We start from the raw sequence: 20308 nt of genomic DNA, 5'->3' as shown, positions 1-20308 counted from the left end.
GGGGGCGGCCTTTGGAATAATAACCCGATCAGCCCTTCAGGGGATGACGCAGGACAATGGTTTCATTGCGGTCAGGGCCAGTCGACACCAAGTCGATCGGCACGCCGCAAACTTCGGCCACGCGTTCCAGGTAGCGACGAGCAGCGGCGGGCAGCTTGTCGTACTCGGTGATGCCGACGGTGGACTCGGACCAGCCCGGCAACTCTTCCAGCACCGGTTGCGCTTGCGCAACGGCGTGAGCGCCGTAAGGCAGCACGTCGCGGAATTCACCGTTGACGCGGTAGCCGACGCCCAATTGGATCGTTTCCAGGCCATCCAGCACGTCCAGCTTGGTGATGCACAGGCCGGAAATGCCATTCAGGCGAACCGAACGCTTCAGCGCGGCGCCGTCGAACCAGCCGCAACGGCGAGGACGGCCGGTGACCGAACCGAATTCCTTGCCGATGGTGGCCAGACGCGTGCCGATTTCGTCGACCAGCTCCGTGGGGAACGGACCCGAACCCACGCGGGTGGTGTACGCCTTGGTGATGCCCAACACGTAATCCAGCTGCTGCGGACCCACGCCAGCACCGGCCGAAGCGGCACCAGCCACGCAATTGCTGCTGGTGACGAAGGGATACGTGCCGTGGTCGACATCCAGCAATGCGCCCTGCGCGCCTTCGAACAGGATGCGCTTGCCTTCCTGCTGCATGGCATACAGGTTGCTGGAAACGTCCTTGACCATGGGAGCGATGGCCGGAGCCAGCGCCATGGCCTGATCGCGCACTTCGTTGGCGGAAACCGCTTCGGCGCCCAGATACTTGGTCAACACGAAGTTGTGGTAATCCAGGACTTCGGCCAGCTTCTCGTCAAACAGCGACGGGTTGAACAGGTCCTGCACGCGCAGCGCGCGGCGGGCAACCTTGTCCTCGTACGCCGGACCGATGCCACGACCGGTCGTGCCGATCTTGCCTTCGCCCTTGCGCGCTTCGCGCGCCTTGTCGATGGCCACGTGATAAGGAAGGATCAGCGGGCAGATTTCGGAAATCTGCAGGCGCGAGCGCACGTCCAGACCGGCGGCTTCCAGCTCTTCGATTTCCTTGAGCAGGGCTTCCGGGGACAGCACGACGCCATTGCCGATAAAGCAGGTGACACCGGGATGCATGATGCCCGACGGGATCAGGCGAAGAATCGTCTTCTTGCCGTTGATCCACAGCGTATGGCCGGCGTTGTGACCGCCTTGGAAGCGGACCACGCCTTGGACGGATTCCGCCAGCCAATCGACGATCTTGCCTTTGCCCTCGTCACCCCATTGGGTGCCGATTACGACTACGTTCTTGCTCATGTTACGAATCAATATCGAGTTTCTCGGGAAATCCGGAAATCTCCCCGCGGCCCTCTCGTTTCCAAGAGGGAGTTAGTCACAGCGTTCTGACCGTCCAGGCGCCATCTTGCAGCGCCAGCTCGCGATCGCAAACGAATTCGTCCTGATCCTGCTCGTGACCGGGCAATACCTGAACGACAATTTCCCCTGACCGGCGCAGACGGCGAACCGCCTCGGTCAAGGCGGGGGCCTGCCCCCAGGGCGCGCGAACCGCTCGCGCCCGCTCTGCTGGCGGCAAACCCGCCGCCAGTTTGCGTAAATCCAAACTGAAGCCCGTGGCCGGACGAGCGCGGCCAAATGCACGGCTGACGTCGTCATAGCGTCCACCGCTGACCAGCGCGTCGTGCCACCCTTCGGCATACAACGCAAACTTGACGCCGGAGTGGTAGCCGTAGCCGCCCACATCAGCCAGGTCCACGCCGAATGCCACGTTGGGCATGGCATCCACCAAGGCCTGCAGCGCATCCAGCGCCGCTGCCACGCCAGGCAACAAAGGCAGGTCACGACGTGCGACTTTCAGCACTTCGGGCCCACCATACAAATTTGGCAGCAACTTCAACGCAGTCAGCGTCTCTTCGCGCATGCCGGGCGCCCTTTCAGCCAGCTCACCCAGCCCCGGCACGTCTTTCTCGCGCAACAGACGGATGACGTCTTCGGCCAAGGCGACGGCGGCAGGGTCGGATTCGACAATGGCGCGCACCACACCCGGATGGCACAAGTCCAGACGGGGGTTGCGCACGCCTGCGATTGCCACGGTTTCCAACACAAGCTGGATGATTTCCAGATCGGCCTCAAACCCGGCATGGCCATAAATCTCGGCGCCGATCTGCAGCAGCTCGCGGCTGGACAGTAGGTCCGCCGGGCGAGCGTGCAACACGTTGCCGCAATAGCACAGGCGCGTCACGCCGGCACGGTTCAACAAGTGCGCATCAATGCGCGTGACCTGAGGAGTCATGTCGGCCCGTACACCCAGAGTGCGACCGGTCAGCTGGTCAACCAGCTTGCAGGTTCGCAGATCCAGATCGCTACCGGTGCCGGACAGCAATGAATCGATGTATTCGACCAGGGGCGGCGCGACCAGCTCGAAGCCGTATGTACGGTACAAATCGAGAAGTTCGCGGCGCAATTCCTCGATGCGCCGGGCCTCTGCCGGAAGTACGTCGGCAAGGCTCTCGGGCAGCAACCAGTTACCCATGAATGTTTACCTGAATAACGCCAAGTGATGCGTGGGCGTCGCCCAAACGAAAAAGCGGCTGAGGGGGCGTAAGCCCGCTCAGCCGCTGCGGAATGTTTTCTAGCTTACGCGGTATTGTACATGAGTCGGCCGACAGCGCTAGCCGGGATTATCAGGGCCGCAAGCCGTCCCCCTATCGACGAACAGGCGGCACCGCCCAACCTACAACGCCCTTGCAGCAATAAAAAACCCCTTGGAATTCCAAGGGGTTTTCAGTGCGCAAGGTGCGTGGTGACTTACTTGGCGGGCACGGTAACCGGCGCCAATGCTTCGCCCGCCGGGTCCTTCATGAACTGGAAGAAGCTGGAGCTGGGGTCGACCACCAGCACGTCGCCCGGCTTCGAGAACGAAGCGCGGTACGCCTCCAGGCTCTTGTAGTACGTGTAGAACTGCGGGTTCTTGCCGTAGGCCTGGGCATAGATCGAAGCGGCGGCGGCGTCGCCTTCGCCCATGATGCCCTGCGCCGTGGCGTAAGCCTGAGCCACAATCACTTCGCGCTGGCGATCTGCTTCGGCGCGGATCTTCTCGCCCTCGGCGGCACCAATGGAACGCAGCTCGTTGGCGACGCGCGTACGCTCCGCTTCCATGCGGCGGTACACCGATTCCGAAATCTCAGGCGCGAACTCGATACGGCGCAGACGCACGTCGACAATTTGCACCCCCAGAGGCTCGGCGCGCTTTGCCACGTTGGTCAGGATCTCGGCCATGATCTTGTCGCGTTCGGTCGACACCACGTCACGCACGGTACGCACGTTGACCGAAGCGTTCAAGGCGTCACGGATCAGCGCTTGCAGCCGCTCTTGTGCGACGCGCTCGTTGCCGCCCGTCGAAACGTAGTATTGGCGGGGGTCCGCAATACGCCATTTCACGTAGGAATCGATCAGCAGGTTCTTCTTTTCAGAAGTCTGGATGCGTTCGGCTTCGTTGGTTTCGATGGTCAGGATGCGCTTGTCCAGCGTCACGACGTTCTGGAACGGTGGCGGCGCCTTGAAGTACAGGCCGGGTTCATTAATGGTCTTGCGCACTTCGCCCAGTGAGAACACCAGGGCGTAGTCGCGCTCGCGCACGACGAAGACGCATGACGACAGGGCAGCCAGCACGATAAGCAGGCCGACCAGGATGGGCATAAAACGTTGCATGATCAGAAATCCTCCGGGTTAGCGCGACGTGCGGTCGCGGGGCAGCGTGTTGCTATTGCTGCTGCCGGAAGACTGGGGCGCCGGCGCCGCGTTGCTACGCAACGGCGGTTGGACTGGCGGGCTGATCAACGCAGGCGAACCCGGGTTGCCGACGCTGGACTTGCTGGCGTCCTGGGCAGCCAGATGCATGATTTTGTCCAAGGGCAAATACAACATGTTGTTGTTGCTCTTGGTGTCGACCATGACCTTGCTGGCGCGCGTGAAGATGTCTTGCATGCTTTCCAGGTACATACGCTGGCGCATCACTTGCGGCGCCTTTTCGTATTCGCCCAGGATGCTGGTGAAGCGCGAGGTATTACCCTGCGCATCGCCCACCACCTTGGCCTTGTAGCCTTCAGCTTGTTCGGTCATGCGCGATGCCTGGCCGCTGGCCAATGGCACGACCTGGTTGGCGTAGGCTTGGCCTTCGTTGATCTGGCGTTCGCGGTCTTGACCGGCCTTGACGGCGTCGTCAAAGGCGGCTTGCACCTGCTCGGGCGGCTGCACGTTCTGGATGGCAACAGTGCTGACCTGCACCCCGCTTTGATAGCGATCCAGGATCTGCTGCATCAAGGCCTGCACTTGCGTGGCAACTGCGGTACGCCCTTCGTACAGGACGAAGTCCATCGACTGCTTGCCCACGACTTCGCGCATGGCCGTTTCAGAAGCCTGGCGGACGGATTCGTCCGGGTCGCGCGTCTTGAACAGGTAATCAGGGCCGCCGTCGGCACGCAGACGGTATTGCACGACGAACTGCATATCGACGATGTTCTCGTCCGTCGTGAGCATCAGCGCTTCAGGCAGGACCTTGTTGCGCGAACCGCCGCGGAAACCGACTTCAAACGTGCGCAGCTGCGACACGTTGACGATTTCCTGGCTTTGAATGGGATACGGCAAGCGCCACTGGAAGCCGGCTTGCGACGTGCTCTTGTACTTGCCGAACTGGGTCACAACCGCGACCTGGCCTTCTTGCACGATGTAGAAGCCACTGGCCAGCCAGATACCCGCCGCGACCAGGGCGATGACGCCCAGGCCGATGCGCGTACCGCGCGGCGACGGCGGCGTCATGCCGCCTCGGTTACCGGGGCGGTTGTTACCACCGCCACCGCCCTTGCGACCAAACAAGGAGCCGATGCGATTATTGAAATCGCGCCAGACTTCGTCCAGGTCAGGTGGGCCGTCTCCATTGCCTTGAGGCCGCTTCGGCGGCGGCTCGGAGCCATTGTTGTTCCCACGACCCCAACCGGGGTCATTCAGATTGAAGAGTTTGATAATTCGCGGCATTGTTTCCCACAATCTGTCCGGTCTCCGCAATTGCCCCGCGCAACGCATCCAGACCGGCGCGCTCGGTGGCGCTTACAAATACTCGCGCAATCGTACCATGTGCATCGCGCTCCACCCGGGGTTCCAAACCCGCCCGGTCAATCTTGTTGTATACCAGAATGGTCGGAATCGCGGAGGCTCCGATTTCGGCAAGAACCTTGTTGACTTCAAATATCTGCTCGTCACGCTGCGGGCTGGCCGCGTCGACCACATGCAGCAGCAGATCGGCGTGGACGGTCTCTTCGAGTGTTGCGCGGAACGCGGCGATCAGGCCGTGCGGCAGGTCGCGGATGAATCCGACGGTGTCCGACACCACTACCGACCCGGCGCCGTCGATCCAGATACGACGCGTGGTCGTGTCCAGCGTGGCGAACAGCTGATCGGCGGCGTAGCTGTCAGCACGCGTCAGCGCATTGAACAGCGTGGACTTGCCCGCGTTGGTGTAACCCACCAGCGACACCGACAGCGCACCGCCCCTGGCGCGGGCGCGCCGCTGCGTCACCCGCTGGCGCTCGACGCGGTCCAACCGCTCGCGCAGCGTCTTGACCTTGGCGCCGATCATTCGGCGATCCATTTCCAGCTGCGACTCGCCCGGACCGCGCATCCCGATACCGCCGCGTTGACGTTCCAGGTGGCTCCACATGCGCGTCAGGCGCGTGGCCAGATGCTGCAACTGCGCCAGTTCGACCTGCAATTTGCCTTCGTGGCTTTTTGCGCGCAGCGCGAAGATATCCAGAATGAGCGCAACGCGATCCACCACGCGCAGGTTGAAAGCCCGCTCAAGGTTGCGTTGCTGAGCCGGTGACAACGGCTGGTCGAAAAGGACGATATCGGCCAGCAGGGCTTGCGCCATCCCCACGGCTTCGTCCGCTTTGCCCGAACCGATGAAGAACTTGGCGTCGGGGCGATCGCGCCGAGCAGTCAGCGTACCGACGACTTCCGCACCCGCGCCCTTGGCCAGCATGGTGAATTCCTCGGCGTGGGCAGCGTGGTCCGGGTCACCCAGATCCACGCTGATAATCAGAGCGCGCATACATGCACCATATTGGAGCCAAAGCGAAAATGCCCGCCGACGTCAACCGTCAGGCGGGCAAAAAAAGGTAAAGCTGGAGCGAGATTATTCAGCAGGGACTTCCACCTGAAAATTCACGGCGCGCGCGGGGACGACGGTGGAAATGGCATGCTTGTAAACCATTTGCGTAACCGTATTGCGCAGCAGCACCACGTACTGATCAAAAGATTCGATTTGCCCTTGAAGCTTGATGCCGTTTACCAAGTAGATCGACACGGGCACATGATCCTTGCGCAGCGTGTTCAGAAACGGATCTTGCAGAGTTTGCCCTTTATTGCTCATTGGCCAGGCTCCATTTGTTTGTTATTGAGTGATGATGTGCTTTCTTGTGCTGGTGGAGCACACCGAAACATGTACTCTACAGGGTTTTCCCGGCCCGTGCTACTTGGCCAGGAAGCAAAAGTGACACCAGAAATTTCAAGCTGAAATGCCCCTGAAGATCACGCTTTCAGGACCTCTTCAAGCGCCTTCAGAAGCAGGTTGACCTGCTCGTCAGTGCCCACCGTGATACGCAGAAACTGATCGATGCGAGCATGACGAAAATGACGCACGATGATGCTGCGCTCGCGCAAGGCGGCGGCCAGGCCCGCAGCGTCTTTTGAAGCGTGCCGCGCGAACACGAAATTCGCGGCCGACGGCAAAACCTCGAAGCCCAACGCTTGCAAGCCCACCGTCATCCGCGACCGGGTTTCGATCACGGCTTGGCGAGTCTCGTCAAAGTACTCTGTATCCTCCAATGCCGCTACTGCGCCGGCCGACGCCAGGCGATCTATCGGGTAGGAGTTGAAACTGTTCTTTACGCGCTCAAGGCCATCGATGAGTTCAGCGCTGCCCACGGCAAAGCCAACACGCAGCCCAGCCAGCGAGCGCGACTTGGACAGCGTCTGCACGACCAGCAGGTTGTCATAGCGGCCCACCAGGCCCACCGCGGATTCCCCGCCGAAGTCCACATAGGCCTCGTCCACCACCACAACCGAGTCGGGGTTGCCGGTCACGATGCGTTCAACATCGGCCAGGCTTAGCGCCCGGCCGGTCGGCGCATTGGGATTGGGGAAGATGATGGCGCCCGCCTGCCCGTTTGCACCCGGCAGGTAGTCGTCGACATTGATGGAAAAGTCCGCAGCCAGCGGCACCGTTTCGAACTCGATGCCGTACAAGCCGCAATAGACCGGATAGAAGCTGTAGGTAATATCCGGAAAGCGCAGCGGCTTGTCGTGCTTGAGCAGCGCAAGAAATGCGTGGGCCAACACTTCGTCGGACCCATTGCCGACGAAGACCTGGTTGGCTTGCACGCCGACAGTGGTTGCGATTGCCTGGCGCAGCCGGTCCGAAGACGGGTCCGGATACAGCTTGAGCGTGTCGTCAGCGGCCGCGCGTATGGCCTCAAGCACCTTGGGCGACGGCCCGTACGGATGCTCGTTGGTGTTCAGCTTGACCAGGTTCTGAAGCTTGGGCTGCTCGCCCGGGACATACGGACTGAGCGTCCCGACCACGGGACTCCAGAAACGGCTCATGGATCAACTTTCCTGCGCGTAGGGGTTGTGCGACGACTTGAATTCGATGCGCAGCGGCGTGCCGGCCAGATCGAACGCGTTGCGGAAACGCGTTTCCAGATAGCGGCGATACGAATCGGGGATGGCATCCAACGCATTGCCGTGAATGACGACCAGCGGCGGGTTCTGCCCTCCTTGGTGCGCGTAGCGCATCTTGGGGCGGAAGATACCCTTGCGCGGCGGCTGTTGCTGTTCGATGGCGGCCTGAAGTTCGCGCGTCAGCTTCGGCGTGGACAACTTGGCGAATGCCGCGGCGTGCGCCGAGTTGATGGACTTCAGCAAGGGCTTGATGCCCTGGCCGCGCAAGGCCGAAATGGTGTGCATGCGCGCGAACGACAGGAAGCGCAGCTTGCGTTGGAATTCGCGTTCGATGCGTTCCTTTTCCTCGCCGTCCAGGCCGTCCCATTTGTTGATGGCGACCACCACGGCACGGCCGGTTTCCAGCACGAAGCCCGCGATGTGGGCGTCCTGCTCGGAAATTTCGGTGTGCGCGTCCAGCATCAGCAGCACGACGTTGCTGGCCTCAATGGCCTGCAACGTCTTGATGACCGAGAATTTCTCGACGGCCTCGAAGACCTTGCCGCGCTTGCGCAGCCCGGCCGTGTCGATCAGCGTGTAGCGGCGGCCATCGCGGTCGAAGTCAATTTCAATGGCGTCGCGCGTCGTGCCGGGCAAGTCGAACGCAATGACGCGCTCTTCGCCCATCAGCGTATTGATAAGCGTCGACTTGCCCACATTGGGACGGCCGACGATGGCCAGCTTGATGCGGTGATCGTGCTCGCCCTCGCCTTCTTCGAATGGCTCGTCTTCGGCCGGCGGTTCGGCCAGGTCTTTCAGGGCCAGTTCGATCAGGTCGACAATGCCGTCACCGTGCGCCGCCGAGATCGGAAAGGGCTGACCCAGACCAAGTTCGTGGAATTCGGCAATGGCGGGGCCCAGGCCCATGCCTTCGGCCTTGTTCACCGCCAGCAGAACGCGTTGCTGGCCAGACTTGCGCAGCAATTGGGCGATTTGGTGGTCGTGGGCGTTCAGCCCGGCGCGAGCGTCCACCAGGAACACCACGACGTCGGCCTCGGCGATGGCCTGCCGGGTCTGGCGCGCCATCTCAAGCAGGATGCCGTCCTTGGCGACGGGCTCGAAACCACCGGTATCGATAGCGATGAAGGGGATCTCGCCTACCCTGCCCTCACCGTAATGGCGATCGCGGGTCAGGCCGGAAAAATCGGCCACCAACGCGGCGCGCGATCGCGTCAGGCGGTTGAAAAGGGTCGACTTCCCCACATTGGGGCGACCGACCAGGGCAACGACAGGCTTGAAAGACACGGTGTAAGGCTTTGTTCTATAAGTTTTAGTTGGCGCCGATCATGACGAGATTGCCATTGCCCGTCTGGACCAGCACACCTTGGGGGGTGGTTTGCGGCGGCGAAACGACGGCGCCTCCACCCACGGACAGCCGCGCCATCAGGCTGCCATCACTACGCGACAGAAAGTGCAGATACCCTTCCAGGTCGCCCACGGCAAGCGCGCCGCCCAGCATGGCCGGGGCGGTCAGCTGGCGATTTTTCAGCGCCGCTTGCTTCCACACATTGCCGCCATTATCCAGCGCAAACGCGCTGACAACGCTATTTTGATCCGCCGAGTACGCAAAACGGTCGTCCAGGGTCATGCCGCTGACGCTGGAGAAGTCCTTGGCCCACAACGGGCGACCGCCGGCGGTCACGTCAAAGCAGACGATACGCCCTTGGTAGGCGACTGCGCAAAGCAGGTTGCCCGTAATACGCGGCGTGCCGACGACGTCGGTCAGGCGTTCAAGGTCGCTGGCGCCGCGCGGCGTAGCCACGGTGCCTTCCCACTGCACGTTGCCACTGTCGGACGCGATTGCCATCAGCTTGCCGCCGGGCAGGCCGGTGATGACCAGGCCTTCGGCCAGCACCATTTGCGACACGCTGCGCAAGGCAAGCGACGGGCCGGGGCGTTGCACGTTCCAGACGCGCTCGCCGCTATTGGCGTCGAATGCCTGGATGCGGTAATCGCCGCTGCGCACGACGACGATGCCATAGCCCACCACCGGCGGGATCGTGACGTCGCTGGTCGCGCGGACCTTCCACTTGACCTTGCCGGTGTCGTCAAACGCAATCACATCGCCATCGGGCGAGGCGACGGCGGTCGTGGTGCCGTCGCTGCCGGCTCCCGCGGACAGCTTGCCTTCGGTCTTGGCCTTCCACAACGGGCGGCCGCTTTGCAGGTCGAACTTGCCGACCGAGCCATCCGGCGTGGCGGCGTAGACGGCCGTGCCCAGCACCGTGGGCGCAAAGCCCAGGCCTGAGCCGCTGCCGATCGACGTGGACCAGATCTGGCGCACGGACATGCCGGCCTTGTATTCGGTCAGCGGGGCGGGATCGTAGCGGCCATCATCGTGGGAGAACAGACCGCAGCCACCCAGGGCAAGCAAGCTTGCCAGGCAGACAGCGCCACGCCACGTACGACCAGGTGCAAATTTACGCATTACAGTTACGCTCCGCTCAGGGCATCCAGTTTCAATTGCACAACCTGGGTCAGCGGATTCGCCGTGCCCAAGCCATCAATGGCGCTTTGCCAGGCCGCACGCGCTTCATCGCGCTTGCCTTGCGCCGCGAGAATATCGCCACGACGGTCAGCAAACAAGGCGGCAAACGCGGCCGGCGGATTGTTCAATTGCGCAAGCGCCGCATCAAACTGCTTTTGGTCCAGCAGCATGCCGGCCAGACGCAGGCGCGCCACCGCTTGCATCGACGGATTCTTGCCTTGCGCCGCCAGCCATTCCAGCTGTTCACGCGCGCCCGCTTCGTCCTTCTGGGCTTGCAGGGCCTGCGCCGCGACCAAGGCGCCGCGCGCCGCATAGCCGGTGGCCGGGTATTGTTCACGCAGCGTCGCGGCCGCCGTCTTGATGCGCACCGCCGAATCGGCGCCGCCCAAACGGGCCGCATCTTCCAGCGCTTCGAAGTAACCCATGGCCTGGTTGGCACGGTGCGATTCATAGGCCTTCCAGCCCCACCAACCGCCCCAGGCCAATGCCACCACGGCAAACAGCGTCACGACCAGCGTGCCGTATCTAGCCCACCACGCCTTGATGGCGTCCAGCTTTTCCTGTTCTTCGAGATCGTATGCCATGCCTTAACCCTTGTTGTTCAGTACCGCAGCCAGATCCGCAAGCGGGACCTGCTGCTGCGCCGCGTCGCCTTGGGCATCCGCGCGCAAATATTTGACGCTGGCGGTCTGCGATGCGACTTCGTCGGCGCCAAGAATAACCGCAACGCGGGCGCCGCTGGCATCGGCGCGCTTGAATTGCGACTTGAAGCCCGCCGAACCGGCATGCACGATCACGGACAGGCCCGCATCGCGCAACGACTCGCCCACGCGGGCCGCCAGGCGCTGTGCGTCTTCGCCCTGATGCACCACGTACACGTCGCATTCGGCAGGGGCGTCCAGCTGAACGCTCTGTTCCCAGAGGTCCAGCAGGCGTTCCATGCCGATGGCAAAGCCAACCGCCGGCGCGGGCTTGCCGCCCAACAGTTCGATCAGCCCGTCGTAACGACCGCCGCCGCACACCGTGCCCTGGGAACCGAGGCGATCGGTAACCCACTCGAACACGGTCAGGTTGTAGTAGTCCAGCCCGCGCACCAGGCGCGGATTCAAGCTGTATTCAATGCCGGCTTCCGTCAGGCGCTGGCAAACGCCTTCAAAGTGCGCGCGCGATTCATCACCCAGGAAATCGAACAGGCGCGGCGCGCTGTTGGCCATTTCCTGCATGGCCGGATTCTTGGTATCCAGCACGCGCAGCGGGTTCGTGTACAAGCGGCGCTGGCCGTCTTCGTCCAGGATGTCGCGGTGCTTTTCCAGGTGCTCGATCAGCGCGGCGCGGTGCGCGGCGCGTTCGGCCGGCTGGCCCAGCGAATTGAGTTCAAGGCGTACGTCCTTCAGGCCCAGAAGCTTCCACAGGCGGGCCAGCATGACGATGAGTTCAGCATCCACGTCGGGGCCGACATAGCCCAGGGCTTCGACGTCGATCTGGTGGAATTGACGGTAGCGGCCGCGCTGCGGGCGTTCGTGGCGGAAAACCGGGCCGATCGAATAAACGCGTTGCGGGCGGTCATAGAGCATGTTGTGCTCGATGGAGGCGCGCACAATGCCGGCCGTCATTTCAGGACGCATCGTCAACGACTCGCCGTTCAACGCGTCGGTGAAGGTGTACATCTCTTTTTCGACGATGTCGGTCACTTCGCCGATGCCGCGCGTGAACAGGCGCGTATGCTCAAGCACGGGCGTACGCACGTTGCGATAGCCGTAGCCGCGCAGCCAGCCGCGCACGATTTCCTCGAATTGTTCCCAGCGGGCGCTCGGCCCGGGCAACACGTCATTCATGCCGCGTATGGCGGCGACTTTCTGGAAAGCTTGAGTCATCTTGATCATGCCGCATCACGCGCCTGGCGGCGCGCTTGCGGCTACACCCTTTCTTTTAATGAGAGGCGAGCACGCCGTACCGGCGCGCCACGTAGTCTTCGACGATGGCCTGGAACTCTTCGGCGATATGGTCGCCTTTGAGCGTGACCGTGCGTTCGCCATCCACGAATACCGGCGCCGCAGGCACTTCGCCCGTTCCCGGCAGACTGATACCGATATCCGCATGGCGGCTTTCGCCCGGCCCATTGACCACACAGCCCATGACCGCGACGTTCATGCTTTCGACGCCCGGATATTGCGACTTCCAGACCGGCATCTGGCGACGCAGGTAGGACTGGATGCTGTCGGCAAGTTCCTGGAAGAACGTGCTGCTGGTGCGGCCACAGCCGGGGCATGCGACCACCATGGGGGTGAACGCGCGCAGGCCCATGGTCTGCAGGATTTCTTGCGCCACGATGGCTTCGCGGCTGCGGTCGCCGCCGGGTTCCGGCGTCAACGAAATACGGATGGTGTCGCCGATGCCTTGCTGCAACAGCACGGCCAGCGCGGCGGTGGACGCCACGATGCCCTTGCTGCCCATGCCGGCTTCGGTCAGGCCCAGGTGCAGCGGATAGTCGCAGCGGGCGGACAGATCTCGGTAAACGGCAATCAGGTCCTGCACGTGGCTGACCTTGCACGACAGGATGATCGCATCGCGGCGCAAGCCCAGTTCCTCGGCGCGCTGCGCATTGCTGATGGCCGACACGACCAGCGCGTCACGCATCACAGCCTGGGCCTCCCAGGGTTGCGCGCGGCGGCTGTTTTCGTCCATCTTGCGCGCCATCAGTTCGTGATCCAGGCTGCCCCAGTTCACGCCGATGCGCACCGGCTTGTCGTAACGGCAAGCCACTTCGATCATCTGCGCAAAGTTGTCGTCGCGCCGCTTGCCGCCGCCCATGTTGCCGGGGTTGATCCGGTACTTGGACAGCGCTTGCGCGCATTCCGGAAACTGCGTCAGCAGCTTGTGGCCGTTGTAGTGGAAGTCGCCTACCAACGGCACGTTCACGCCCATGCGGTCCAGCTGTTCGCGGATGGCGACCACTTCGCGGGCCGCCTCGGGCGTGTTGACCGTGATACGCACCAGCTCGGAGCCGGCCTGCGCCAGTTCCTTGACCTGGATTGCCGTGGCGATGGCGTCGGCGGTGTCGGTGTTGGTCATGGACTGCACCACGACCGGGGCGTCACCGCCAACCATGACAACGCGATCGCCCCACTTCACCGCTACCGAGCGCGTGGCGCGGCGCATGGCGGCCCCGACAGACGGAGGCGGCGCATCATGGCAAGGCAGAGAGGAATCTTGCATCAATGGAACCGGTTTACTTGGTGGGCTTGGGCAGCCAGTCGAACGGCAGCCATTGCTGCGGCAACCAGCCTTGCCAGAAGGCATACGCCACGCCGGCGGCCAGGACCAGCACGATGGCGATCAACCAGCCCCAGGACGTGGACGACGAACGCTCGTCGTCAGCACTGGATTGGGGAATGGAATGCGCCGAATGCAAGGCGCCCGGGCTCAGCTTGACGGGGCCGGTAACGCGGGCCTTGGGGTCAAGCGAGTCGACGATGGCTTGGGAATCGGCGCCCAGCAAACGCGCGTAGTTACGGACCAGGCCGCGCAGGGAAACGCCGGTGGGCAAGTCTGCCCACGCTTCGTTTTCAAGGGCTTCGATCTGCTTCGTGGAAAACTTGATCCGGCTGGACACCTCGTCCAGGGACCAACCCTTGGACTGTCGCAGCGCGCGCAATGCCGAGCCGATGTTGCCCGCGGCCCCGGCGGGCGTTTCAGAAACTGCAGAAGCGAATTCCTGCGTCATGCATGCACCTGTTTAATTGGTATGGTCTGGCGCTGTGCGGCGTTGCGCTCGGTAATCCGAGTGCGGTCGCGCACCTCTCCGGCCAATTGACCACAAGCTGCATCGATGTCGTCGCCCCGGGTCTTGCGCACGGTCGTAATGATGCCGGCGTCCATCAGCCGCTGCGCGAACACCTTCACGCGGGCAGAATTGGAACGCTTCAGGCCCGACTCAGGGAAGGGGTTGAACGGAATCAGGTTCAGCTTGCAGCGCAGCTGGCGTGCAATTTGGATCAGTTCCCTGGCGTGCTGGTCGGTATCGTTGATGCCGTCCAGCATGCAGTATTCAAAGGTGATGAAGTCGCGGGGCGCAAACGCCAGATAGCGCTCGCAAGCCGCCAGCAACTCTTTCAGCGGGTACTTCTTGTTCAGCGGCACCAGTTCGTCGCGCAGCGCATCGTTGGGTGCGTGCAGCGACACCGCCAGCGCCACCGGACAGTCTTGCGACAGGCGGTCCATCATGGGGACCACACCAGAGGTGGACACCGTGACGCGACGGCGCGACAGGCCGTAGGCGTTGTCGTCCAGCATCAGGCGCAGCGCCGGCAGGACCTGGTCGTAATTAAGCAAGGGTTCGCCCATGCCCATCATGACCACGTTGCTGATGACGCGCGTATCTTCGGTGGCCTTGGCGCTTTCCAGGCGGGCGGTGCCGATATCGGCTTCCAGCACGCGCTTGGCCCACCACAGCTGGCCGATGATTTCGCTGGTTTTCAGGTTGCGGTTAAAGCCCTGATGCCCGGTCGAGCAAAAGCGGCAATTGACCACGCAGCCTGCCTGGCTGGAAATGCATAGGGTGCCGCGGTCGTCTTCGGGGATGAAGACGGTTTCGATGGCATTGCCCTGCCCCACATCAAACAGCCACTTGCGCGTGCCGTCGGTCGAGCGTTGCTCGATATTGACGGGCAAGGCCTCGATACGGCAGTTGGACGCGAGCTGGCTGCGGAATTCGCGAGCCAGGTCGGTCATGGCGTCGAACGAATCGGCGCCGCGCTGGTGCATCCAGCGCTGCAGCTGGCGGGCGCGAAACGGCTTGCCGCCCCACTGCCCGACAAGTTCGGACAGGGCGGAGCCATCCAGCCCCAGCAGATTGATTCGTTCGACGGATTCCATGACCTGGGTAACGCTAAAAAACTAATTCAGTGCTTACGCGAAAATCAACGGCTGTGGATGTTGATTTCGGGGAAGAAGAAAGCGACTTCAACGGCGGCCGTTTCCGGAGCGTCGGAGCCGTGCACGGCGTTGGCGTCGATGCTGTCGGCGAAGTCGGCGCGGATGGTGCCGGCTTCAGCCTTCTTCGGGTCCGTGGCGCCCATCAGGTCACGGTTCTTCTGGATGGCGTCTTCACCTTCCAGCACTTGCACGAACACGGGGCCCGAGATCATGAAATCGACCAGGTCCTTGAAGAAGGGGCGTTCCTTGTGCACGGCGTAGAAACGCTCGGCATCGGCGCGCGACAGTTGCGCCAGGCGGGCAGCGATGACCTTCAGGCCGGCTTGCTCGAAGCGGCCGACGATCTGGCCGATGACGTTCTTGGCGACGGCGTCGGGCTTGATGATCGAGAGGGTGCGTTGGATGGACATTAGGAACTCCGAAAGCTGATTTCTGACTGGTTTCTGATGAATTGCCTGGCGTGGCTCTGCACTTGTCGGTGTCACCCTTGAAGTGTCATCGCGCGATGGGCGCGCGGGCGGTCCGGCGTGTTTGAACGATTTCGTTGAACATTCCGGGCCGGCCCGAACCGCTTGCCAAGGCAGGGATTCGACACTGGCCACCGATCGGACGTGCCATGGATTCTTACCGAGGATACCGAAACGGGAGCTTTTAAGCGCACATTTCTGAAGGAATCCTCAATGAATTCAGGGACTTCTAAAAGGTTTACAGTAACCCGGTATTCTAACACGCTGAGAAGACCGCATTACATCTTAAAATGAGCGGTTTGCTGCCCGTATCCCTACGCCGGGCGCCCTGTCTGCCGGAACCCTGTAATGACTCAAGCTGCTCCCCCCACCGCCGCGAATCCCGCGAGCGACGCCCCGGAACTCTCCAAGAGCTTCGAACCTTCTGAATTGGAATCGCGCTGGTACGCCGAATGGGAAAAGCGCGGCTATTTCACGGCGGGCCAGCACGTAAAAACGGGGACGGAAAGCCAGCCATATGTCATCCAGTTCCCGCCGCCCAACGTCACGGGCACGCTGCACATGGGCCATGCGTTCAACCAGACCATCATGGACGGCCTGGTGCGCTATCGCCGCATGTCCGGCGACGACACGGTATTCATTCCCGGCACCGACCATGCCGGCATCGCCACGCAGATCGTTGTTGAAAGACAGCTGGATGCCCAGAAGGTTTCGCGCCATGACCTCGGCCGTGAAAAATTCGTGGAAAAAGTCTGGGAATGGAAGGAAAAGTCGGGCAACGCCATTACCGAACAGGTGCGTCGCCTGGGCGCCTCGGCCGACTGGCCGCGCGAATACTTCACGATGGACGACCGCATGTCGCGCGGCGTGGTCGAAACCTTCGTGCGCCTGCATAAACAGGGTCTGATCTACCGCGGCAAGCGCCTGGTCAACTGGGACCCGAAGCTACTGACCGCCGTGTCCGACCTGGAAGTGCAGTCCGAAGAGACCGAGGGCCACATGTGGCACATCCTCTATCCCTTCGTGGACGGCCCGCAAACCATCGTGGACAAAGACGGCCAGACCGTCACGCTGCGCGGCATGACCATCGCCACGACCCGCCCGGAAACGATGCTGGCCGACGGCGCGCTGTGCGTGCACCCGGACGACCCCCGCTACCAGCACCTGGTCGGCAAGGAAGTCGAACTGCCGCTGTGCGACCGCAATATCCCGATCATCGCCGACGATTTTGTTGACCCGGAATTCGGCACGGGCTGCGTGAAGATCACCGGCGCGCATGACTTCAACGACTATGCCTGCGCGATGCGCCACGATCTTCCGCTGATCGTGATCTTTACGCTGGACGCGCACATCAACGAAAACGGCCCCAAGCAATTCCAGGGCCTTGAACGCTACGAAGCGCGCAAAGCCGTCGTTGCGCAACTGGACGCCGAAGGCTATCTGGTCAAGGTTGAATCGCACAAAATGATGCAGCCCAAGGGCGACCGCACCGGCGTCGTCCTGGAACCCATGCTGACGGACCAATGGTTCGTGGCCATGAGCAAACCCGCGCCCGAAGGCACGCTGAACCCGGGCAAGAGCATCACCGAAGTGGCCCTTGAAGTGGTGGCCGACGGCCGCATCAAGTTCTACCCGGACAACTGGACCACCATCTACAACCAGTGGCTGAACAACATCCAGGACTGGTGCATCTCGCGCCAGCTGTGGTGGGGCCACCAGATTCCGGCGTGGTATTCGGAAGACGGCCAGATCTTCGTGGCGCACGATGAAGCCGGCGCCATCGAGCAGGCGCGCGCCGCGGGTGTCACGGGCGATCTCAAGCGCGATCCTGACGTGCTGGATACCTGGTTCTCGTCGGGCCTGGTGCCCTTCACGACGCTGGGCTGGCCGGAAAAAACGCCCGACCTGGAACGCTACCTGCCGTCCAGCGTGCTGGTCACCGGCTTCGACATCATTTTCTTCTGGGTCGCGCGCATGGTCATGCTGACCACGCACATGACCGGCCAGATTCCGTTCAAGCACGTCTATGTGCACGGTCTGATCCGCGATGCAGACGGCCAGAAGATGAGCAAGTCCAAGGGCAACACGCTGGACCCGGTCGACCTGATCGACGGCATCGACCTGGACGGGCTGGTCGCCAAGCGCACCTACGGCCTGATGAACCCCAAGCAGGCCGGCTCCATCGAAAAGGCAACGCGCCGCCAATACCCGGACGGAATTCCCGCGTTCGGTACCGACGCGCTGCGCTTTACGATGGCCGCCTACGCCACGCTGGGCCGCAACATCAACTTCGACCTGAAGCGTTGCGAAGGCTATCGCAACTTCTGCAACAAGCTGTGGAACGCCACGCGCTTCGTGTTGATGAACACCGAGGGCCATGACCTGACGGGTTCCGACGCGGGCGAAACGTCGTTCGTCGACCGCTGGATCATCAGCCAGATGCAAACGCTGGAAGCCGACGTGGCGCGCGGCTTTGCCGACTACCGCTTCGACAATATCGCCAATGCGCTGTACCGCTACGTGTGGGACGAATACTGCGACTGGTACCTGGAACTGGCCAAGGTCCAGATCCAGACCGGCACGCCGGCCCAGCAACTGGGCACGCGCCGCACGCTGATTCGTGTGTTGGAATGCGTGTTGCGCCTGGCCCATCCGATCATCCCCTTCATCACCGAAGAACTGTGGCAGAAGGTGTCGGTGGTGGCGGGCAAGCGCAAGGAAGGCGTCGCTGACAGCGTCAGCGTGCAGCCGTATCCGCAAGCCAATCCGGCCGCCGTGGACACCGCCGCCGAAGCCGACGTGGCCGAACTGAAAGCGCAGGTCGAAGCCGTGCGCGCATTGCGCGGCGAAATGAACCTGTCGCCCGCCCAGAAGGTGCCGCTGTGCGCCCAGGGCGATGCGCCCGTGCTCAAGCGCAACGCGCCTTACCTTGCCGCGCTGGCCAAGCTGAGCCAGGTCGACGTGCTGGACACCCTGCCCGACGCCGGCGCACCGGTACAGGTCGTGGGTGCCAGCCGCTTGATGTTGCACGTTGAAATCGACGTGGCCGCCGAACGCATCCGTCTGGACAAGGAAATCGCGCGCCTGGAAGGTGAAATCGCCAAGGCCAACGGCAAGTTGTCCAACGCCAGCTTTGTCGAACGGGCACCCGCGGCCGTCGTTGAGCAGGAAAAGGCGCGCATGGCGCAGTTTGGCGAAACCCTGCAAAAGGTGCGCGAACAGCGCGCCAAGCTGGCGGACTGAGTCTGATCGGTGCAGGGCAAAACGCCTGCCAAACAAAAAACCCCGGAACGCGTTCCGGGGTTTTTTTCGTTTGGCGGGTGGCTTACACGCCCCCGTCCGTCATGCGATACCACGTGACCACCGCATTCACATAGAGCCGCCGCAGGCCGTAGAGCGGAAACGGCACCACCGGTGACAAAGGCACGGGCAGCGCGGCCACGTCGCCCGTTGCCACGTACTGCGCCATCGCGCGCCCCATACTCGTTTGCAGACCCACGCCGCGACCCTGGCAGCCGATATCCACCAGCAAGCCCGGCTGCGGCTCGTGCAAATGCGGCAGGTAGTCGCGCGTGATGGCCACGCGCCCACACCAGCGGTACTCAAACGGCGTGCCGGCAACCTGGGGGAACATCTTGAACATCACGCGTTCCAGATGCGCCCAGTCTTGCGGCCCCTTGGGTTCACGGAACGGCCCGCGCCCGCCCATCAACAGGCGGCCCTGATGGTCCAGCCGAAAGTACAGCAGCAGGTTACGCGTATCGGACGTGACGTGGCCTTCGGGAAAGATGCCCGCGCGCACCGCTTCCGGTAGCGGTGCAGTCGCTACCTGGAAAGTGTTGGCGTCGATGATGGACGTCTTCAGGCCGGGCAGCAGGTCTCCGCCGTAAGCGTTCGTGCACATGACGACGCGCTCCGCCATCACGCTTGCTCCGCGCGAAGTCGTGGCCGTCCACTTGCCGCCGTCACGCTTCAAACCCGTGACCGGCGTGTCCGTGTGGATCAGCGCCCCCGCGTTCAGCGCGGCGCGTGCCAGGCCACGCACATAGCTCAAGGGCTGCACGGCGCCCGCGCGATTGTCCACCCAGCCACCCAGGTAGCGATTCGTGCCCAGCAGGCGTGCAACCTGATCAGTATCCAGCGGTTGCGCATCCACGCCGTGGCGCGCCCATTGCGCCGCGCGGCCGTGCGCAATACGCAAGGCTTCGGCGGTGTGCGCGCCCTGGATCCACCCCTTGCGCACATGCGGCACGTCCATGGCATGCCGGTCGATCAGGTTGAAGACCGAATCGGCCGTGGCGCCGGCAAACCGCAATAGCCGCTCGCCTTTGTCGTGTCCGAACATGGCGATCAAATCGTCGGGGTCATATTTCAGCCCGGGGATTACCTGGCCACCATTGCGCCCGGACCCGCCGAAGCCAATCTCGCGGGCCTCCAGCACGAGGGTCTTCACGCCCCGCTCGGCCAGGTGCAAGGCCGTACTCAGCCCGGCATAACCGCCACCAATCACCAACACGTCGGCTTGCGTTGACGCGGTCAGCGGCTCGGTCGGAGGCGGCGGCGCCGCGGTGGCGGCCCACAGGGAAGGCGACAGGGGAAACGGCGCTTGCAACATGA

17 protein-coding genes are annotated in these 20308 nt (G+C 62.7%); 1 reads left to right on the top strand and 16 read right to left on the bottom strand.

The window, feature by feature from the left end; genetic code table 11:
* Nucleotides 1-28: 28 nt before the first annotated feature.
* The 15 genes from ACNPP0_RS17065 to ndk all read right to left on the bottom strand — a co-directional run bounded on the left by ACNPP0_RS17065 (nucleotide 29) and on the right by ndk (nucleotide 15634).
* Nucleotides 29-1324, bottom strand: a complete 1296-nt coding sequence (locus ACNPP0_RS17065) for an adenylosuccinate synthase (protein ID WP_050446295.1) — start codon at nucleotides 1322-1324, stop codon at nucleotides 29-31.
* A gap of 76 nt (nucleotides 1325-1400) precedes the next feature.
* Complete coding sequence (locus ACNPP0_RS17060; protein ID WP_332613369.1) at nucleotides 1401-2558, bottom strand: ATP phosphoribosyltransferase regulatory subunit; 1158 nt, start codon at nucleotides 2556-2558, stop codon at nucleotides 1401-1403.
* A gap of 275 nt (nucleotides 2559-2833) precedes the next feature.
* Nucleotides 2834-3736 (bottom strand): protease modulator HflC, encoded by a 903-nt coding sequence (hflC, locus tag ACNPP0_RS17055; protein WP_046803676.1) that lies wholly within the window; start codon nucleotides 3734-3736, stop codon nucleotides 2834-2836.
* An 18-nt stretch (nucleotides 3737-3754) separates the two neighbouring features.
* Nucleotides 3755-5059: an FtsH protease activity modulator HflK gene (hflK, locus tag ACNPP0_RS17050; RefSeq protein WP_332613370.1), complete on the bottom strand. Its 1305-nt coding sequence runs from the start codon at nucleotides 5057-5059 to the stop codon at nucleotides 3755-3757.
* Nucleotides 5025-6131 carry a GTPase HflX gene (hflX, locus tag ACNPP0_RS17045; protein WP_332613371.1) on the bottom strand — a complete coding sequence of 369 codons (1107 nt, stop codon included), beginning with the start codon at nucleotides 6129-6131 and terminating at the stop codon, nucleotides 5025-5027. Before hflX ends, hflK begins: the two co-directional genes overlap by 35 nt.
* 84 nt (nucleotides 6132-6215) lie before the next feature.
* Complete coding sequence (gene hfq / locus ACNPP0_RS17040; protein WP_006218585.1) at nucleotides 6216-6452, bottom strand: RNA chaperone Hfq; 237 nt, start codon at nucleotides 6450-6452, stop codon at nucleotides 6216-6218.
* Between the two features lie 158 nt (nucleotides 6453-6610).
* Nucleotides 6611-7684, bottom strand: a complete 1074-nt coding sequence (gene hisC, locus ACNPP0_RS17035; RefSeq protein ID WP_448706530.1) for a histidinol-phosphate transaminase — start codon at nucleotides 7682-7684, stop codon at nucleotides 6611-6613.
* 3 nt (nucleotides 7685-7687) lie between these two features.
* Nucleotides 7688-9046 carry a ribosome biogenesis GTPase Der gene (gene der / locus ACNPP0_RS17030; protein WP_332613373.1) on the bottom strand — a complete coding sequence of 453 codons (1359 nt, stop codon included), beginning with the start codon at nucleotides 9044-9046 and terminating at the stop codon, nucleotides 7688-7690.
* Nucleotides 9047-9071: 25 nt separating this feature from the next.
* The gene (gene bamB / locus ACNPP0_RS17025; RefSeq protein ID WP_448706529.1) at nucleotides 9072-10229 is read right to left on the bottom strand and encodes an outer membrane protein assembly factor BamB; all 1158 of its coding nucleotides are present in this window, start codon (nucleotides 10227-10229) and stop codon (nucleotides 9072-9074) included.
* Nucleotides 10230-10234: 5 nt separating this feature from the next.
* Nucleotides 10235-10873, bottom strand: a complete 639-nt coding sequence (locus tag ACNPP0_RS17020; protein WP_046803682.1) for a YfgM family protein — start codon at nucleotides 10871-10873, stop codon at nucleotides 10235-10237.
* Nucleotides 10874-10876: 3 nt separating this feature from the next.
* Nucleotides 10877-12163 carry a histidine--tRNA ligase gene (gene hisS, locus ACNPP0_RS17015; protein WP_332613433.1) on the bottom strand — a complete coding sequence of 429 codons (1287 nt, stop codon included), beginning with the start codon at nucleotides 12161-12163 and terminating at the stop codon, nucleotides 10877-10879.
* A 55-nt stretch (nucleotides 12164-12218) separates the two neighbouring features.
* On the bottom strand, nucleotides 12219-13505 hold the full coding sequence (ispG, locus tag ACNPP0_RS17010; protein WP_046803684.1) for a flavodoxin-dependent (E)-4-hydroxy-3-methylbut-2-enyl-diphosphate synthase: 1287 nt from the start codon (nucleotides 13503-13505) through the stop codon (nucleotides 12219-12221).
* 13 nt (nucleotides 13506-13518) lie between these two features.
* Nucleotides 13519-14013, bottom strand: a complete 495-nt coding sequence (locus ACNPP0_RS17005; protein ID WP_332613374.1) for a helix-turn-helix domain-containing protein — start codon at nucleotides 14011-14013, stop codon at nucleotides 13519-13521.
* Nucleotides 14010-15164 (bottom strand): dual-specificity RNA methyltransferase RlmN, encoded by a 1155-nt coding sequence (gene rlmN, locus ACNPP0_RS17000; protein ID WP_332613375.1) that lies wholly within the window; start codon nucleotides 15162-15164, stop codon nucleotides 14010-14012. Before rlmN ends, ACNPP0_RS17005 begins: the two co-directional genes overlap by 4 nt.
* Before the next feature lie 44 nt (nucleotides 15165-15208).
* The gene (ndk, locus tag ACNPP0_RS16995; protein WP_006218576.1) at nucleotides 15209-15634 is read right to left on the bottom strand and encodes a nucleoside-diphosphate kinase; all 426 of its coding nucleotides are present in this window, start codon (nucleotides 15632-15634) and stop codon (nucleotides 15209-15211) included.
* Between the two features lie 405 nt (nucleotides 15635-16039).
* Here ndk and ACNPP0_RS16990 point away from each other — a divergent pair, with 405 nt between their 5' ends.
* Entirely contained in the window at nucleotides 16040-18934 is a 2895-nt protein-coding gene (locus ACNPP0_RS16990) for a valine--tRNA ligase (RefSeq protein ID WP_332613376.1), read from the top strand.
* Between the two features lie 82 nt (nucleotides 18935-19016).
* Here ACNPP0_RS16990 and ACNPP0_RS16985 read toward each other — a convergent pair whose 3' ends face one another.
* Nucleotides 19017-20306: an NAD(P)/FAD-dependent oxidoreductase gene (locus ACNPP0_RS16985; protein WP_448706528.1), complete on the bottom strand. Its 1290-nt coding sequence runs from the start codon at nucleotides 20304-20306 to the stop codon at nucleotides 19017-19019.
* Between the last annotated feature and the right edge of the window lie 2 nt (nucleotides 20307-20308).

The organism is Achromobacter semiaridum (assembly GCF_053543755.1).
The sequence above is the reverse complement of the archived record's forward strand: the minus strand, read 5'-3'. Positions and strand labels throughout refer to the sequence as shown.

Coding starts and splice junctions, on each gene's coding strand:
- ACNPP0_RS17065 (WP_050446295.1), bottom strand. CDS start 1,324: ATGAGCAAGAACGTAGTCGTAATCGGCACCCAATGGGGTGACGAGGGC.
- ACNPP0_RS17060 (WP_332613369.1), bottom strand. CDS start 2,558: ATGGGTAACTGGTTGCTGCCCGAGAGCCTTGCCGACGTACTTCCGGCA.
- hflC (WP_046803676.1), bottom strand. CDS start 3,736: ATGCAACGTTTTATGCCCATCCTGGTCGGCCTGCTTATCGTGCTGGCT.
- hflK (WP_332613370.1), bottom strand. CDS start 5,059: ATGCCGCGAATTATCAAACTCTTCAATCTGAATGACCCCGGTTGGGGT.
- hflX (WP_332613371.1), bottom strand. CDS start 6,131: ATGCGCGCTCTGATTATCAGCGTGGATCTGGGTGACCCGGACCACGCT.
- hfq (WP_006218585.1), bottom strand. CDS start 6,452: ATGAGCAATAAAGGGCAAACTCTGCAAGATCCGTTTCTGAACACGCTG.
- hisC (WP_448706530.1), bottom strand. CDS start 7,684: ATGAGCCGTTTCTGGAGTCCCGTGGTCGGGACGCTCAGTCCGTATGTC.
- bamB (WP_448706529.1), bottom strand. CDS start 10,229: ATGCGTAAATTTGCACCTGGTCGTACGTGGCGTGGCGCTGTCTGCCTG.
- ACNPP0_RS17020 (WP_046803682.1), bottom strand. CDS start 10,873: ATGGCATACGATCTCGAAGAACAGGAAAAGCTGGACGCCATCAAGGCG.
- hisS (WP_332613433.1), bottom strand. CDS start 12,163: ATGACTCAAGCTTTCCAGAAAGTCGCCGCCATACGCGGCATGAATGAC.
- ispG (WP_046803684.1), bottom strand. CDS start 13,505: ATGCAAGATTCCTCTCTGCCTTGCCATGATGCGCCGCCTCCGTCTGTC.
- ACNPP0_RS17005 (WP_332613374.1), bottom strand. CDS start 14,013: ATGACGCAGGAATTCGCTTCTGCAGTTTCTGAAACGCCCGCCGGGGCC.
- rlmN (WP_332613375.1), bottom strand. CDS start 15,164: ATGGAATCCGTCGAACGAATCAATCTGCTGGGGCTGGATGGCTCCGCC.
- ndk (WP_006218576.1), bottom strand. CDS start 15,634: ATGTCCATCCAACGCACCCTCTCGATCATCAAGCCCGACGCCGTCGCC.
- ACNPP0_RS16990 (WP_332613376.1), top strand. CDS start 16,040: ATGACTCAAGCTGCTCCCCCCACCGCCGCGAATCCCGCGAGCGACGCC.
- ACNPP0_RS16985 (WP_448706528.1), bottom strand. CDS start 20,306: ATGTTGCAAGCGCCGTTTCCCCTGTCGCCTTCCCTGTGGGCCGCCACC.